Below are 15,041 nucleotides of genomic sequence, written 5' to 3'. Positions count from 1 at the left end.
GATCAAAAAAGTAAAAACAAACATAATTTTTGAACAATTATCCGAAGTAGGGACGGGGATCTCATGCAACTCCTTCCACTTGGATTCGCATTATCAGTTTTCAATACATATTAAAACAGTTTTTAGAAATTTTCTACATCGTTTATTGCCAGCCACCCACAACTAACGATTGACTCATAGATTAAAATTGACTAAATTTTCAATAAAAATAGAAATGAGGTTCTCATGGAAAAATTGATTATAAGCTTACTATTATTAAGTTTTTCCCTGAGTGCCAGCGCTCTGGATAGCCAGAAGGCCGTTTGTACGTTTCAGCAAGAATTGGCTAACATTCGTAGTCAATTACAAGCCGATAAAATGAACGCCGCTCAAGCACAGATTTTACTGCAAGCCATTCAAGTGTGACAAAACAATGTGTTAATCGCGCAAAACGCAGCAATTTTAAAGAGACACCAACATGAATCAAAATGATCAACAGCTTATTACTCAATTGCCCGAGCGATTAAAGAAGGCCCAGCCGATGGCAAAAGATTCAGAAGCAGCTGAATTAATTACGCAAGTAATTGGCTCACAACCGGACGTAGTGTATTTATTGACTCAAGCAGTTTTGTTGCAGGAAACCCGCTATGCGGCGCTTGCAACAACAAGTTGCTGAATTGCAGGCGAAAGTGTATTCTAAAAAAGCTTCTTCTCTTCCCTTTTGGGTGGGACACGTCAATCCAATCCAAATGAACCAGCGCCCTATGCACGGACCAACCCTTTTGGGCAAAGCAGTTTTTTTAGGTTCCACCATGAGCACCGTGGCGGATCTGGTTGGTGGTTTGTTCTTATTTGAAGGGTTGAATCATTTGTTCAGCAGCCACTCGACTTTAAATTCCGATAGCATGCTAAACAATGCAGGGGTCTCCGATATCTTAGAATCCGATCCGTTACAAGGACAAGGTCAACTACTGGATGAGGGATTTGGCACTGGAGATAGTTTTATGGATGAATCGAGCCCGGGATTAGATAGTAGCGATTTTGATGATGGATTTGGGAGTAGCACTGATTGGTAACGTGACACCCCACCTTATCCCCGGCCGCGTGGGGATGAGGAAGCCTAAAATTATGACTTGTGGGTAACAACTATGGTTCGCACTTAACCCATTGACTTTGGATGCTGTGGTTTTTTCCATTGTTTGAGATAAAAATTTACAAAAATTGTAAATAGTTCGAGTAAAATGATTGGAACTATCCAATCGCTGATTATAGTTTTGTAGGCGCTTTTGAAATCAAAATAAAAAATAGTTCTTTGTATTGTATCGACGATCCAGTAAATTCCTGCTAAGAACCATAAATAAATTTTTTGTGGGTATAGGATTTGAAAAGCATTTCAAAATAAGCGGCAAGAATTAAAATTAATAGAATACTAATTACGCCTAAAATATAATATTGTAATGCACCCAAAATGCAATTGCATCACACCACAAATGGATAGCGAGGCTCAAAGCAATTGCCCAATAACGTGTTTTCGAAAAATTAAAGATAAGCGCATGAGAATAAAGCTGGCTAAGATAAAGCCGCCATAAATATGAAACGTGTGGATGGTCAGTGAGTTGATAAATCCCGTGTCCTGACCAAGATCAAATGCATGATCAATATCAATGGCGTTCAAGGCATATAGGGCAGTGAAGAAATATGCAAAGGTCATAATAGGACCAGGTAGGGACCGTATCATTACCCACAAGTGGTAAGGACTAAAAACTTAACTCGTCATCCCCACGAAGGCGGAGAGCCAGCGCGCTGCGCACGCCTTGCGCTGGCTCTCCGCCTTCGTGGGCATTTTTTGAAATTAAGGCTAATAGGAAAAATAACCTAGGATGGGCAATTTCCGCATTTCGCTTCGCTGCATACGGGCTAGAAGATTAATTAAAAGTGGCTATGGGTGGACTTGAACCACCGACACCGGCATTATGAATGCCGTGCTCTAACCAACTGAGCTACATAGCCATGCGGGTTGATGCTGGGAAGAATCGCATTCTGGCGATTTATGGGAATTATGTCAAGCCTGCTAGTGGCAGTTTTTATCCAAAAACGGCTTTAAATAAAACAACAGCATCCCTTTGGTTTCGCTCACCATAATAACAGATTTCTTGCGTCTTTTTCTTGGTAAGGCTATTTGGCTAAGCCTTCTGTTTTCTTCCTTAAAGAGAAAGCGGAATTCGTTTTACAGTAATCGGTATTAGGTACTGTTATAGATTCTATGAATGTACGCTTAAGTAGCATAGCCTTGCAGCCTGTGGCTTATCGGGCGTCTGCTGAGCGACGCATGGGTAGCTTACTTAATAGATCGTGTCATAATGCCTTGTTGTAAAAGAGGAAATGCCATTATTAGCAGGTGCAGGATTAACGAAGAGAAAACAAAAGATTCCAAAGAGTAATCGTTTCATCATGCTGCCCTTCAACAAAGGTTAATTACCACCTACTCGAAAGTATATTATATCAGCGTGTTGCACAAGATACTCTTTTCCTTCTAACCGCCACTTACCAGCGTCTTTCGCGCCTTGTTCTCCTCCAAATTGGGTATAATCGTCATAACTTATAACTTCAGCACGGATAAAGCGTTTTTCAAAGTCTGTATGAATGGCCCCCGCTGCTTGAGGCGCCGTTGAATTTTTAGGACAAGTCCATGCGCGAAGTTCTTTGGGGCCAGCCGTAAAAAAGGTAATTAATCCCAGTAATTCATAGCCTGCTTGAATTACGTGATGCAGTCCCGGCTCTTCAAGCCCGAGGCTTTGTAGGAAGTCCTGTTGATCGGAGGCAGAAAGGTCAGCGATTTCTGACTCGATAGCTGCGCAAACGGGGACGACCTTTGCTTTTTCTTTGGCGGCAAATTCGTAGACTTGATTTAAATAAGAATTATCCTTAAAACCGTCTTCCGCCACGTTAACCACATACAATACCGGCTTTGAAGTCAGCAATTGGTAAGGGCGTAATAAAATTTCTTCTTCCTCTGTTAAATTAACATTTCGAATTGGCGTGCCCTCATCGAGCAACTTTTTAAACTTTTCCAATAAAGCATAGGTGTCGCGTGCTTTTTTATCGCCCCGTTTCACGTCTTTTACAAGTTTCACTAAAATTTTACCGAGCGTTTCTAAGTCAGCCAAAGCCAATTCGGTGTTTACTACCTCAATGTCGGCAATGGGATTAATACTTCCCGCCACATGGGTGACATTCTCGTCTTGAAAACAACGCACGACGTGGGCGATGGCTTGAGTTTCACGAATATTGGCAAGGAATTGATTACCAAGACCTTCGCCTTTTGAAGCCCCCGCCACTAAACCGGCGATATCGACGAAGTTAACTGTCGTAGGGATAATTTGCTTCGGATTAACAATTTGAGCAATTTTTTCAAGCCGCTTATCAGGCACCGACACCACGCCAACATTCGGTTCGATGGTGCAAAAAAGATAATTCGACGCTTCGACGCCTGCTTTTGTTAAGGCATTAAATAATGTTGATTTACCGACGTTGGGCAATCCAATGATGCTACATTTAAAACCCATGTTGAACCTCACTTCGCCTCTCCTGCCATCAGGAGAGGCGGTTTTTAAGAATGCAATTCCCGCATCACTTTTTGAAAATCACCTTGCACCAATTCTGGAATCAGGCGCAAACCTTTTTCGATGGCTGCCAAAATAGCAATTCGATCGTTTTTGGACGGCGGGCTTAAAACGTAAGGAGTGACCCAACCTTTATGGCCGGGATGATTAATCCCAATTCGCAAGCGGCAAAAATCGCTACTCCCAATGTGTTGAATAATATTACGAAGCCCGTTATGCCCGCCGTGTCCGCCCCCTTCTTTCAAGCGAATGTCGCCGGCGGAAAAATCCAATTCATCGTGTGCGATTAAAATTTCTGAAGGCTTTATTTTATAGAAAAGAGCCAACGCGGCAACAGATTGGCCGCTTTCGTTCATGAATGTGGTCGGCTTAAGTAACCAGTAATCATTATACTTTGCGACAAAACCATGAAATTTATTTTCTTTGGCCAGGGATTGATTCAGTTTCTGAGCCAACGTTTCAATGAACCACGACCCGACATTGTGACGTGTTAGGGCATACTGATCGCCTGGATTTCCAAGGCCTGCAATCAGTTTAATCCCGCCCGACAAGGCCGATTATTCCTTCTTATAAGTATCAGCCTGCCCTGCCTCGCCGTTGGCCTGAGCTTCAGAAGCAGGTTTTTCAGCGCCCTCTTCTTCTGCAGCTTGTACGTCTGCCTTGCTAACCCTTGGCATGTGAACGCTCACGATTGGCGAATCGTGCTCCTCATCTACCGCCGAGGTTAATTCCACACCGGCAGGCAGTTTGAGGTTGGACAAATGCACGGACTCGTCCAATTGAAGATGAGATAAATCCACCTCGATGTATTCTGGCAAGTCGGCCGGTAAGCAGCGAATCTTGACTTCGCTTTGTAGGTGTAAAACGACCCCACCCGCCTCAACGCCGGGGCAATCGTCTTCACCCAGGAAGTGCAAAGGCACGTTTATGATCAATGTTTCAGAAGCTTTGATACGCTGAAAATCAATGTGCACAATTTTAAGCTTTGTCTGATGCCGTTGGAGCGATTTAAGAATCACTTTTTCCTTTTTGTCACCGACTTTAAGCGTGAGAATGGATGAAAAGGTGGATTCACTTTCAAGGGCTTTCAAGAGGTCTTTTTGCAATAAGGTTATGGATTGGGGAGCTTTGCCCGCACCATAAACAGTCCCCGGGACTTTATCTTCAAAACGCCGCATCCGGCGCGCGGCGCTTTTGCCCGTGAATTCACGTAATTCGGCTATTAATTCAAAACTTTCAGCAGCCATGGGTTACTCTCCTGCTCTCAAGAAGCACGCATTTTACTGATGTTTCTTCAAAAAAGCTAGCGCCTTGACAGGCTATAAGATTCATGCAAAGCTTCGGCATATTCGGCCGCGTGTAAAGCAAACGCAGTACGATTAAGGACGCCCGCGCTTGATGACATCCATTTTCCTTCCTCAAGGCCCTCACCTAAATCGGTGTGAAGTTTTAATTATTGGAGGAGGATTGTCGGTTTTACGCTGGCGCGAGAGCTCATTTTTTAGGTGTGTATTTTACCAAAAGCGCTTCCGGCGATGTTTATTTAGGTCCAACGGCGATTCCTGCATTTGGGCGAGAAAATTATGGGTTGTTAAAAGGCATCAATAGTGAAGTCCTAAAAATTACTTTTCAAAGTTTAATTTTATTTATGCACAATTCTAAATTTAGAAAAGTAGTGATAACAGAGCCTTTCAAATACATCAAAAAATTCTTTTCCGAAGACGCTAAGAAATTAGTTAAACAGCTCAAGCCGGAATGCTTAATACCAACTTATAAAGTCGGGCTGCGCCCTCAACTGGTTAATTGGAAGACCAAAGAATTAATGATGGACTTTATTGTTGAAAGAAATGAAAATACGATTCATATTTTAAATGCAATTTCACCGGCTTTTACCAGTTCAATGGCTTTTGCTGATTATGTTATTCAACGTTATATAAACCCCCTTTAAGGATCTTGTATGCCATTTGAATTTCAAAAAATGCCTATTCTTAAGGTCATTTTGATCAAACCCAAAGTGTTTACGGATGGTTGAGGCTTTTTTATGAAACCTTCAAGCGAAGCGATTTTAGACGCCACGGTATTAATGGGGAATTTTTACAAGATAATCATTCTTTATCAATAAAGAAAGGCGTATTGAGAGGACTACATTACCAACTGGACCCTCATGCGCAAGGAAAATTAGTGTGTGTGGTTTTAAGTAAATTATTCGATGTAGCTGTTGATTTACGACGGGAATCACCGACATTCGGAAAATGGATTTCCACAGAACTTTCTTCTACCAATGATCACATGCGCTGGATACCTCCTGGTTTTGCTCATGGTATAGTGGTATTGGAGGAAAATACACATTTATTATATTAAGTGCACAGCAGGGTATGCTCCCGAATCAGAGAGATACATTTGTTGGGACGACCCTGACATTAATATTAAGTGGCCGATCAAAAATAATCTTTTGCTTTCTGAAAAGGATGCGGCGGGGTATTTTTGCAACGGGCAGAAATTAACGCGCAATATCACGGGAGTTGATAATGGAAACAGTATTAGTAACCGGTGCAGAGGGATATATTGGCAGTGTGCTCATGCCGAAATTATTAAGTAAAGGTTATCACGTCAAGGCCCTGGACCGTTCTTATTTTGGCTTAGATAAGTTCTCTCGCAATATCCACATTTAGATGTTAATTAAGGAAGATATTCGGCAATTACAACCGTCTCTGTTTACCAATGTGGGCTACTTCATTGACCTAGCTGCTGTTTCAAATGATCCGAGCGGGGATATATTTGAGAGGCCACGTGGGAAATTAATCACCAAGCCTGCGTACAATCCGCCACTCTGGCGAAACAGCAAAAAGTGAACTCTATATTTTTCCCTCTAGTTGCAGTATTTATGGTTTTCAAAAAGGCGTTGTTGATAAAGAAGTGAAAACTAATCCACTGACCACTTATGCTAAGGCTAATGAAAAAGCCGAAAAAGAAATTCTGCCATTGGCTACTGATGATTTTACCGTCACCGTTATGCGGCAAGCCACCGTCTATAGACACAGCCTCCGGATGCGTTTTAATCTTGCTATCAACGGAATGGTTTATGGAGCTTGGAAACATAAATGTATTCTATTGATGCGTGATGGGACGCAGTATCGACCAATGCTTCACACCGACGCATTGGAAATTAATGGACAGGTTATTAATGTGGGGTGCGAAGAACAAAATTGTCAGTTACAACCATTATGAGAATTAATAGCAAAAGTTGTTGGCCAAAAGCTTGATGAAGAAATAGCTATTGAATGGTACGGCAATCCTGATCATCGCAGTTATTATGTTTTTTAATAAAATTAAACGAATTTTAAATTGGCAACCATAGTGGGATGCCGCGAAAGGTGTCGTTGAACTCATCGAAAAATTAAAAAAATAATCAGCTACAAAAAACCGCTGAAACGATTACATTAAACTGGTACTAAGAATTGGAAAAATGGCATCGTATCTTGCAGCCCGTTATAAAATACGATGACATACTTAGTATAAAATAAGGAGAGAAGTGTTATATTAAATGAATTGCAGTATCGCGAGAAAACTGGATCACCAATACGGGTAGGGTTGATTGGCGCAGGCTCGATGGGGACCGGGATTGCACGGCAAATTGGGAGAACGCCAGGAATGAGATTGGCTTTTATCGCGGCGACGACGATGTAATCCGTGCAAAGAAGGCGAATTGCTTATGGCAAGGAGACGAAATTATTTTCTAACGCGGATCAAGCGTTGGACGACCCTAACGTCGAATTCGATGTGTTAGTAGACGCGACCAGTACCATCGGTATTTCTGCAAGATATGCGCTTAAGGGCTATTCATCGTAAACCGCATGTCGTTTTATTGAATGCGCATGTGGACCCTTATCTTGGGTTTATTTGCAGCATGAGCCTGCAAAACACGGCGTTATCGTCACCAGCGATGCGGGTGACCAATATGGTGTCCTTGTCGCATGATTGAAGAAGTACAACTGTGGGGATTTCAAATTACTCAGGCAGGAAATATATAAAGGTTTTCTGGATCGTCATTCGAGCGCTGATAGCAAACGTGAAATCGCTAAAAAAACTTAATCTTAAGGCAGTTCCTTGCGTGGGGTATTCGGATGGCACCAAAGTAAATATCGAAATGGCTTTAATTGCCAACGGTACAAATCTAATTCCGACAAAGCCGGGCATGCAAGGCCCTGTCGCGAAACATGTCTCCGAGGCGATTAATTTTTTTGATTTCGATGCTTATGGAGAAAAAGGCCGAGTTGATTACATATTGGGAGCCTAGCCTGAAGGAGGTGTATATGTTATCGGAAAATGCGAAGAGCGTTTGCAAGAGAGCTACTTAAATTATTATAAAGTGCATAACTGTTACCCTTATTATGTTTATGTATTTTGCCGTCCCTATCACTTATGTTATTTAAAAACGCCTCGTGTGGTTGCGCTAGCTGCTCTATGGAATAAACAGGCATTAAGGCCCACCTACGGTCGGTTAAAGAATGTCTATGCCTATGCAAAACAGCTATTAAAAACGGGTGATTTATTCGCGGATGGCATTAGAGGAGATGTCGCCTATGGATTAATCTATGAAGCCGAATCAGCCGATTAGGTGAATTATTTGCCTATTGGTTTATTGGAAGCAGAAGAAACCCATGAAAAACCACGCGTATTGCATCATCTCGAAAGAGACCAACCCATTCGTTGGCCTCATATAGAATTGCCTGATACAGAATTATTGAGACTTTATCGAATTCAACAAAAATTGTTAAAAACTGAAATATTGACTGTTTAAAATGAAAAGAACTAATCCACATATTACAATCCTAGGAGGAGGTCCTGCGGATCTTTGCGCCGCTCGGTTACTGACGTGTCAAAATTTTCGGGACTGTATTAGATAAGGGAGAAAGGCCAGGCGGGCTGGCGATGGCTCAGCGTTATGGTGCAAATTGGTATGATACGGGTCAGCATATGTTTCATTCTTTTGACCGAGAGATTTTTGAAGACGTTAAGGTGCTGATGGGAGAAGAGCGCATTGAAGTTGAGCTTAACGCAAGAACTAAATGGGGGGCGGTTATTTTTGTTACCCTTTGCAATTTCAGGATATGGTCAAAGGAATTCCTTTTTTTAAAATTTGTCGACAAGTTTCTGGTTTATTTTCAGCTCAATTCAAAAATGCCATCGTGGGCAAAACTCCCAAGGATGTGGAAGAAGCGTTGATTCAATTATATAGGAAACCCTTGTATAAATTCTTTTTTGAAGATTTTACCCATCAGTATTTGGGAATTCATCCGAAGTTGTCTGTCATTTTTATTACCTTAAAAATGCTGAAATTAATCGCGATTGATGTGCTTAAAAAGGGACTAGAAAAAATCGGAAGTAAAAAAGGTTATTACTGAAAATAATAACGTGAAAAAAATTATCTACCAGAGGGATGGCGAGACGTGTGAGTTAGAATGCGATGCTTGTATTTCAACTATTCCTATTAATGCGTTAATTCGTCGAATTGATCCCGTTTTTCCCGATTACGTTTTAAAGACAGTAAATCAGATCCGTTATAAATCCATCGCAATCTATGGTTTGTTAGTTAATAAGCCGAAATGTTTTGATGGGCTTTTTGTTTACTATCGCAACCATATTTTTCATCGCATTTGCGAGCCTAAAAATGCTGAATTGGAAGTGAATCCAGTGGATCACGCCGTTCTTATCATAGAAACAACTTATGAAATAGACGATCCTAAATATCGCGATGAAGCGTCTGTCAAAGAACAAATTTTCAGCCGATTAGCAGAAAAAAGTCTTTGCCAACAAGCTGACGAAATTGTTGAAACTTATCTTACTCGCTGCGGAAGAGGTTATCCTATTTTTGCGTTAGATTTTAAAAAACACCTGGATACATGATACAGCATTTGCGGAATGTTATTAATTTAGTATCAACAGGACGCCAAGGTGCATTTACTTATCCCGATATACATGACGTGATGCGCATGGGAATATCAGCGGCAAAAAATATTATGCAACGATTTGGCTAGGTGTTTTCAGCAATTCTAATTTTGACAATTCGTTATTCCCGCGCAGTCAGATAGACGTCAACTTAAGCATAAACCCCTAATGGCTGTAAAGTTGATGCTTCTCTTTCGCCTTGTTCCTTTCAAAGCTTCTTAACACAAGGGGCCTCTATCATTACCCACCCGTGGTGAAGCGTGAAAAACTTAAAACCCGTCGTCCTCCCGCGGGGGCATGACGTTTAAAAAACGGAACCTTGATATAAATATTTCCATTCTAGGTTGTTTTTTTCTATGAGACTAATTTTAAAAAAACTTCGTCGGCGCCGCGAAGATGGGGACCCAGGCGCACTTGCCCGTGCGCAGCGCGCCTGGATTCTCGCTGTGCGGGATGCCAGAAACGATTTAAGCTTTCAAAAAAGCCAATGCCGTATCTAACATGCGGTTTGAAAAACCCCATTCGTTATCATACCAAGAAACAACTTTTACGAGTTGATCAATCACACGGGTTTGACCCGCATCGAACACAGAGGAGTGTGGGTCATGATTAAAATCAATTGAAACCAGCGGCTCGTCATTGTAACCAAGGACGTCTTTCATTCTCCCTTGCGCCGCTTTTTTCATCATCGCATTGACGTCTGACGCACTAACTAATTTTTTCGAATCAAAAGTAAAATCGATGACCGACACGTTAATGGTTGGCACGCGAATTGCATAACCATACAACTTTCCATCCAATTCCGGCAACACCAATCCCAGCGCCGCCGCAGCCCCCGTTTTTATTGGAATCATCGATTGCGTAGCAGCGCGAGCGCGATATAAGTCTTTGTGATAACTATCTGTGAGATTTTGATCGTTTGTGTAAGCGTGAACGGTAACCATTAAGCCACGCTCAATCCCAATTGCATCGTTTAGTACTTTAATTAAAGGCGCTAAACAATTAGTCGTGCAAGAAGCATTTGAAATAATTTCATCATCGCTTGAAATAATATTTTCGTTAACGCCAAATACAATAGTTTTTACATCATTTCCCGCAGGAGCAGAAATTAAAACTTTTTTAGCGCCGGCCTTTAAATGCGCTTCTGCTTTTTCTTTGCTCGTGAATAGACCCGTGCATTCCAGCACGAGATCCACTTCTAAATTACGCCAAGGCAATTCTTCCGGATTTCTTATCGCATATACCTCAATTTTATCGCCATTGATCACAAGACTATTGCGAGATACACTCACTTCGCCAGAAAATTGGCCATGCACACTATCATATTTAGTTAAATACGCATTTGTCTTAATATCACCGAGATCATTAATCCCTACAATTTTAAGATCTTTATTTTTTCCTGACTCATATAAAGCGCGCAAAATGTTTCGCCCGATGCGGCCATAACCATTAATAGCGATGTTGAAAGACATTTTATTCTCCTAATTTATTTATATAGTTGATTAACCACATTAAGAATATTTTCCACCGTGAACCCATATTCACGATACACCACTTGCCACGGCGCAGAAGCGCCAAAGCGATCAATTCCGATCACTCGGCCTTCATAACCCACAAATTGATACCAATAATCGGGATGAGCGGCCTCGATTGCCACTCGCTTTTTAACGTTCGGGAGCAATACCGAGTTGCGATAATCGGTGTTTTGCTTTTTAAATATTTCGCAACAGGGCATGGAAACAACACGAACTGAAATATTTTCCTTCGCTAATGCCTTTGCAGCTTCGATCGTAACAGCCACTTCCGAACCCGAAGCGATTAAAATAACCTTGGGATTTCCAGAGAATTCCCATAAAATGTAACCGCCTTTAACAATTTGAGCGATTTGTTTTTCGTCTCGGTCTTGATGAGCGACCGTTTGGCGGGTTAATAAAAGGCAATTGGCACCCGGTTCTTTGATCATATTTTTCCAAGCCACAGCCGTTTCCACTCCATCGCACGGGCGCCACACGTGCAGACCGGGAATCATGCGTAGTGAAGGCAATTGTTCAATCGGCTGGTGTGTCGGTCCGTCTTCACCTAGACCGATTGAATCGTGAGAATAAATGAAAATAGCATGGGTTTTCATCATCGCTGCAAGCCGCACCGCATTGCGCGCATAATCGGAGAAAGTTAAAAAGGTCCCTGCGAAGGGAATAAATCCTCCATGCAACGCCATGCCATTCATTATGGTCGTCATAGCGAATTCACGCACGCCGTATTCGATATAATTTCCGGAACGATTATCCTGACCCTGAATGGTAGCGCCCGTCCATTTAGTGCAATTGGATTCAGATAAATCCGCGGAGCCGCCGATTAATTCAGGCAATAACGGCGCAAATATGTTTAAACATTTTAAAGAAAGTTTGCGAGTGGCGTTATTTTCTTTTGATTCTTGCATCGTTGCTAGTAACTCTTTCCCTATTTGTTCCCATTGTTCCGGCAACTCTTTTTGTTGCCGTCGACGAAATTCTTTGGCCAAGTCGGGATGCTGTTTTTCGTATTCGGTAAACAGTCGATTCCATTGGGTTTCGTTTTTTTCGCCTTTTTCTTTACAATCCCACGCTGCATAAATCTCCTCGGGAATTTCAAAAGGCGGATGTGGCCAATTTAAAATTTTACGAACCCCAGCGACTTCTTCTTCGCCTAAGGGGGCTCCATGTGTGACAGCTTTGCCCGCCAAAATTGGTGCGCCATAACCGATGATCGTTTTACAACAAATGAGACTGGGTTTGTCCGTTACATTTTGGGCTGCCTTAATAGCTTTCAAAATTGCATCGGGGTTATGACCGTCGATATTCGGCACTACATGCCAATGATAAGCTTCAAAGCGCTTGGGCGTGTCGTCGGTGAACCAACCGCTGACTTCACCGTCGATAGAAACCCCATTGTCGTCGTAGAAGACGATCAATTTGCCAAGTCCCCATGTTCCCGCTAACGAACACGCCTCGTGGGAAATACCTTCCATTAAATCGCCGTCGCTGGCAAAAACATAAGTGTAATGATCTACGATAGGGAAATTTTCGCGATTGAACGTTGCCGCCAGCATTTGCTCAGCCATTGCCATGCCAACACCAGTGGCTAGCCCTTGGCCCAGAGGGCCACTGGTGGTCTCCACACCTGGTGTGTCACCGAACTCCGGGTGGCCGGGAGTGCGCGAATACCATTGACGAAATTGTTTAATATCCCCAATGGTTAAACCGGCCCCAGTCAAATGCAGCAACGCGTATTGCAGCATAGCGCCATGACCATTGGATAAGACAAAACGATCGCGATCGACCCAATTAAGATTGGTGGGATTGAATTTCAAAAAATCCCGCCACAAAACTTCGGCAATATCCGCCATCCCCATAGGCATCCCTGGGTGCCCTGAATTGGCTTTTTGAACAGCGTCCATCGCCAACGCACGAATCGCATTGGCACAGTCTCGGCGTGAAGTCATGGGCATTCCTATTGGTTGGCTCAAATCAAAAGCAAATGATAGCGTGTCTGGTGGGGGTGTGCAATTTGCTAGCTAGCGTCAGGGTCGTTTTCCATTAAAATCCCACTTCATTAGCTCGAGATACGATGACATTTCTTTTGAGGGTTGCGAAGAAGGAAAAAATGCAGAATGATTTTTATTTTGTCTTTTTTTAGACTTCTCAGCTTCTAGGTTATTAATATATTCTACGCATCTCACAGAAAACATCTCATAATTAAATATATCAATCAAGATGGACAAATCGACAATAACTCCATCACGCAAAAGTTTAAGATTACCCAAAATATAACTCCCCTTATTTTTTTATCAGACTCAATTACTTTGATCATTAAACGATCCCATAAAATAAAATCACTTTCATGATGTTCGCCGAAAGGAATCCTTCTTAATTTTTCAAAAGCACATTCCAGGTAATGCTTTTTTCTTTCACCCGAGAAATCGGGGCATATTAAGATTAAATAATCTACGTAAAGCCGTATCAGCTCATAATCACCAACGGAATTTGGCATTACTTCCGCTAAAATATTTAAAAAAATCATCTGATCGATATGTCGTTGCAATTTGGAAAAAACAATAGACATCAAATTGATTTTTAAAGGGGAGCTGTCGGGGTCAGATGAAAAGATGGAAAGCGCTGTTCTTAGTTGTGTTAGCTCTTCCGAGGTGATTTTTCGATTCGCTATCTCTTCTTTTGTTTGATAAGTCGAAGGTGGATAAATACTTTCTATTGATTGATTACCCCCTTAATAGGGGAAGTACACAGCGCACATACCTACCTTCTTAAGTATTAGAACGGCAAATTAATTTGAAACAACACAGCAAGCACTTCTTGGAGTCGATTGCTTTGAACGGCTGCGCTAAGGATTAAATCAACCGTTTTTAGAGCGGGAGGAGCTTCTCCATCAAGCCGAAACAAGAAGCTAATTATAAGACACGTCAAGGCCTTGGTAATAGTATTTTAAAAAACGCAGGAAACCCACATGCCGTTGCTTTAGCAATTATCCCAAGTGGTATTCACCCCTGCATCAAGGCCGCTTTGTATAGTTTTCTGTAGAAGTGGCAACAATTTATCTAGGGGAACATCTTCAAAATATTTAGCCAAGGCGTTTAGCAGCGCTGGGTGTCATTTGGCTGCTGCTAAAGAAATTCCACAAAGCATATTTTTTCTCGCCCCTGGGACAACTTTGGGAACACGTTCCTAGAAAATCTAAAAAGCGTTCTTTGTCTTCGGGCGGGAACATTATGAAATAATGCGATAGAGTTTCATTTACTTTTTCTCTTTGTACTACCAACTGAAAAACGTTTTTAGCTTTATGCTCATCTTCTATAATTAGCGATAGTTCTATAAAACCCTTTGCTTTTTCTTGTATAAAATTCGCAATAGTCTTGCCAGCATTAATAGTAAGAGTAAATTGTTCAGCTTGATTTTCTACCTTACTCCTCGTTCTTGGCCCCTCCGTTTGTTTATCCACCTGATGTTTTTTCTTATTTTTATCCATGAGTTGTCCTCCTAGCTTTAATATTGGCACATAAGATTACTCTAGCACGGTAAGGTTAAAAAAGTATGAAATAAGTTCACATGGAGAAAGTAATAGAAAATCAATTATCAAGGGATTAACCCTAGTGGGAGGTCAATCAGCCATCCGAGGATTTAGTATTACCCCGTATTCTGCTTTGGTCTATACGTATATGGCCCCAGGGTTGTTGTCAACAATCAGTTTTGACGAAAAGAACGTATATGCGGCTTCACCGAGCCACCGCATGAATTAGCCTCATCAACCTCAGGTTTTACCTTAACGTCCTTAACATCACATTGCCGCGTTTACTAATCCGCGACAAGACCTCCTTATTCTCACTCGCGTGTTGTGGAGGAACTAACCCAATAAACACCAACAACTTGCCAGAAACAGATGAAATTGATGAATGTCCCTCCCCGTTCGCATAAACCGGCAGCGCCGTTAAATCCCCCC

Annotated in this window: 10 protein-coding genes, 1 tRNA gene and 8 pseudogenes; 8 read left to right on the top strand and 11 right to left on the bottom strand. The window is 41.9% G+C overall.

All coding sequences use genetic code 11. The annotated features are described in order from the left end of the window. The first annotated feature begins 225 nt into the window (after nt 1-225). The 3 genes and pseudogenes from OWO34_RS08355 (at nt 226) to OWO34_RS08345 (ending at nt 1,055) form a co-directional block, all read left to right on the top strand. Nucleotides 226-471: pseudogene (locus tag OWO34_RS08355) on the top strand (hypothetical protein). Next, complete coding sequence (locus OWO34_RS08350; RefSeq protein ID WP_267257176.1) at nt 458-655, top strand: DUF2076 domain-containing protein; 198 nt, start codon at nt 458-460, stop codon at nt 653-655. Before OWO34_RS08355 ends, OWO34_RS08350 begins: the two are co-directional and overlap by 14 nt. Beyond that, nucleotides 627-1,055 (top strand): DUF2076 domain-containing protein, encoded by a 429-nt coding sequence (locus OWO34_RS08345; RefSeq protein ID WP_267257175.1) that lies wholly within the window; start codon nt 627-629, stop codon nt 1,053-1,055. The genes OWO34_RS08350 and OWO34_RS08345 overlap by 29 nt, the downstream gene beginning before the upstream one ends. 83 nt (nt 1,056-1,138) lie before the next feature. Here the strand turns inward: OWO34_RS08345 and OWO34_RS08340 are convergent. The 5 genes and pseudogenes from OWO34_RS08340 to OWO34_RS08320 form a co-directional block, all read right to left on the bottom strand. Then, nucleotides 1,139-1,672 (bottom strand): annotated as a pseudogene (locus OWO34_RS08340) (hypothetical protein); the annotation flags it as partial. A 243-nt stretch (nt 1,673-1,915) separates the two neighbouring features. Beyond that, nucleotides 1,916-1,989 (bottom strand) — tRNA-Met (locus tag OWO34_RS08335). 461 nt (nt 1,990-2,450) lie between these two features. Beyond that, nucleotides 2,451-3,545: a redox-regulated ATPase YchF gene (gene ychF, locus OWO34_RS08330; protein ID WP_267257187.1), complete on the bottom strand. Its 1,095-nt coding sequence runs from the start codon at nt 3,543-3,545 to the stop codon at nt 2,451-2,453. Nucleotides 3,546-3,589: 44 nt separating this feature from the next. Beyond that, nucleotides 3,590-4,153, bottom strand: a complete 564-nt coding sequence (gene pth / locus OWO34_RS08325) for an aminoacyl-tRNA hydrolase (RefSeq protein ID WP_267257174.1) — start codon at nt 4,151-4,153, stop codon at nt 3,590-3,592. Between the two features lie 6 nt (nt 4,154-4,159). Continuing rightward, nucleotides 4,160-4,849 carry a 50S ribosomal protein L25/general stress protein Ctc gene (locus tag OWO34_RS08320; RefSeq protein WP_267257173.1) on the bottom strand — a complete coding sequence of 230 codons (690 nt, stop codon included), beginning with the start codon at nt 4,847-4,849 and terminating at the stop codon, nt 4,160-4,162. Between the two features lie 251 nt (nt 4,850-5,100). On the opposite strand from OWO34_RS08320, the pseudogene OWO34_RS08315 reads away from it, so the two are divergent. The 5 pseudogenes from OWO34_RS08315 to OWO34_RS08295 form a co-directional block, all read left to right on the top strand. Beyond that, a pseudogene (locus tag OWO34_RS08315) lies at nt 5,101-5,550 on the top strand (L-2-hydroxyglutarate oxidase); the annotation flags it as partial. Between the two features lie 9 nt (nt 5,551-5,559). Beyond that, nucleotides 5,560-6,128, top strand: a pseudogene (rfbC, locus tag OWO34_RS08310) (dTDP-4-dehydrorhamnose 3,5-epimerase). Beyond that, nucleotides 6,125-7,126: pseudogene (locus tag OWO34_RS08305) on the top strand (NAD-dependent epimerase/dehydratase family protein). The pseudogenes rfbC and OWO34_RS08305 overlap by 4 nt, the downstream one beginning before the upstream one ends. Nucleotides 7,127-7,139: 13 nt before the next feature. Next, nucleotides 7,140-8,403, top strand: a pseudogene (locus OWO34_RS08300) (homoserine dehydrogenase). 1 nt (nt 8,404) lies between these two features. Then, nucleotides 8,405-9,640: pseudogene (locus tag OWO34_RS08295) on the top strand (protoporphyrinogen/coproporphyrinogen oxidase). 378 nt (nt 9,641-10,018) lie between these two features. Here the strand turns inward: OWO34_RS08295 and gap are convergent. From gap to OWO34_RS08260, 6 genes and pseudogenes are all read right to left on the bottom strand, one after another. Further along, nucleotides 10,019-11,023, bottom strand: a complete 1,005-nt coding sequence (gene gap, locus OWO34_RS08285) for a type I glyceraldehyde-3-phosphate dehydrogenase (RefSeq protein WP_267257172.1) — start codon at nt 11,021-11,023, stop codon at nt 10,019-10,021. A gap of 14 nt (nt 11,024-11,037) precedes the next feature. Continuing rightward, complete coding sequence (tkt, locus tag OWO34_RS08280; RefSeq protein WP_267257171.1) at nt 11,038-13,056, bottom strand: transketolase; 2,019 nt, start codon at nt 13,054-13,056, stop codon at nt 11,038-11,040. A gap of 242 nt (nt 13,057-13,298) precedes the next feature. Beyond that, nucleotides 13,299-13,652 carry a hypothetical protein gene (locus tag OWO34_RS08275; RefSeq protein WP_267257170.1) on the bottom strand — a complete coding sequence of 118 codons (354 nt, stop codon included), beginning with the start codon at nt 13,650-13,652 and terminating at the stop codon, nt 13,299-13,301. A gap of 206 nt (nt 13,653-13,858) precedes the next feature. After that, on the bottom strand, nt 13,859-13,987 hold the full coding sequence (locus OWO34_RS08270; RefSeq protein WP_267257169.1) for a hypothetical protein: 129 nt from the start codon (nt 13,985-13,987) through the stop codon (nt 13,859-13,861). A 178-nt stretch (nt 13,988-14,165) separates the two neighbouring features. Then, nucleotides 14,166-14,570, bottom strand: a complete 405-nt coding sequence (locus OWO34_RS08265; protein ID WP_267257168.1) for a hypothetical protein — start codon at nt 14,568-14,570, stop codon at nt 14,166-14,168. Between the two features lie 295 nt (nt 14,571-14,865). Continuing rightward, nucleotides 14,866-15,041 (bottom strand): annotated as a pseudogene (locus OWO34_RS08260) (transposase); the annotation flags it as partial.

The sequence above is a fragment of the Coxiella endosymbiont of Ornithodoros maritimus genome (genome assembly GCF_907164965.1).
In the GTDB taxonomy this organism is placed as follows: Bacteria; Pseudomonadota; Gammaproteobacteria; order Coxiellales; family Coxiellaceae; genus Coxiella.
This window is presented reverse-complemented; position numbering and strand designations above follow the sequence as displayed.

Coding starts and splice junctions, on each gene's coding strand:
- gap (WP_267257172.1), bottom strand. CDS start 11,023: ATGTCTTTCAACATCGCTATTAATGGTTATGGCCGCATCGGGCGAAAC.
- OWO34_RS08345 (WP_267257175.1), top strand. CDS start 627: ATGCGGCGCTTGCAACAACAAGTTGCTGAATTGCAGGCGAAAGTGTAT.
- OWO34_RS08320 (WP_267257173.1), bottom strand. CDS start 4,849: ATGGCTGCTGAAAGTTTTGAATTAATAGCCGAATTACGTGAATTCACG.
- OWO34_RS08275 (WP_267257170.1), bottom strand. CDS start 13,652: ATGTCTATTGTTTTTTCCAAATTGCAACGACATATCGATCAGATGATT.
- OWO34_RS08265 (WP_267257168.1), bottom strand. CDS start 14,570: ATGGATAAAAATAAGAAAAAACATCAGGTGGATAAACAAACGGAGGGG.
- OWO34_RS08350 (WP_267257176.1), top strand. CDS start 458: ATGAATCAAAATGATCAACAGCTTATTACTCAATTGCCCGAGCGATTA.
- ychF (WP_267257187.1), bottom strand. CDS start 3,545: ATGGGTTTTAAATGTAGCATCATTGGATTGCCCAACGTCGGTAAATCA.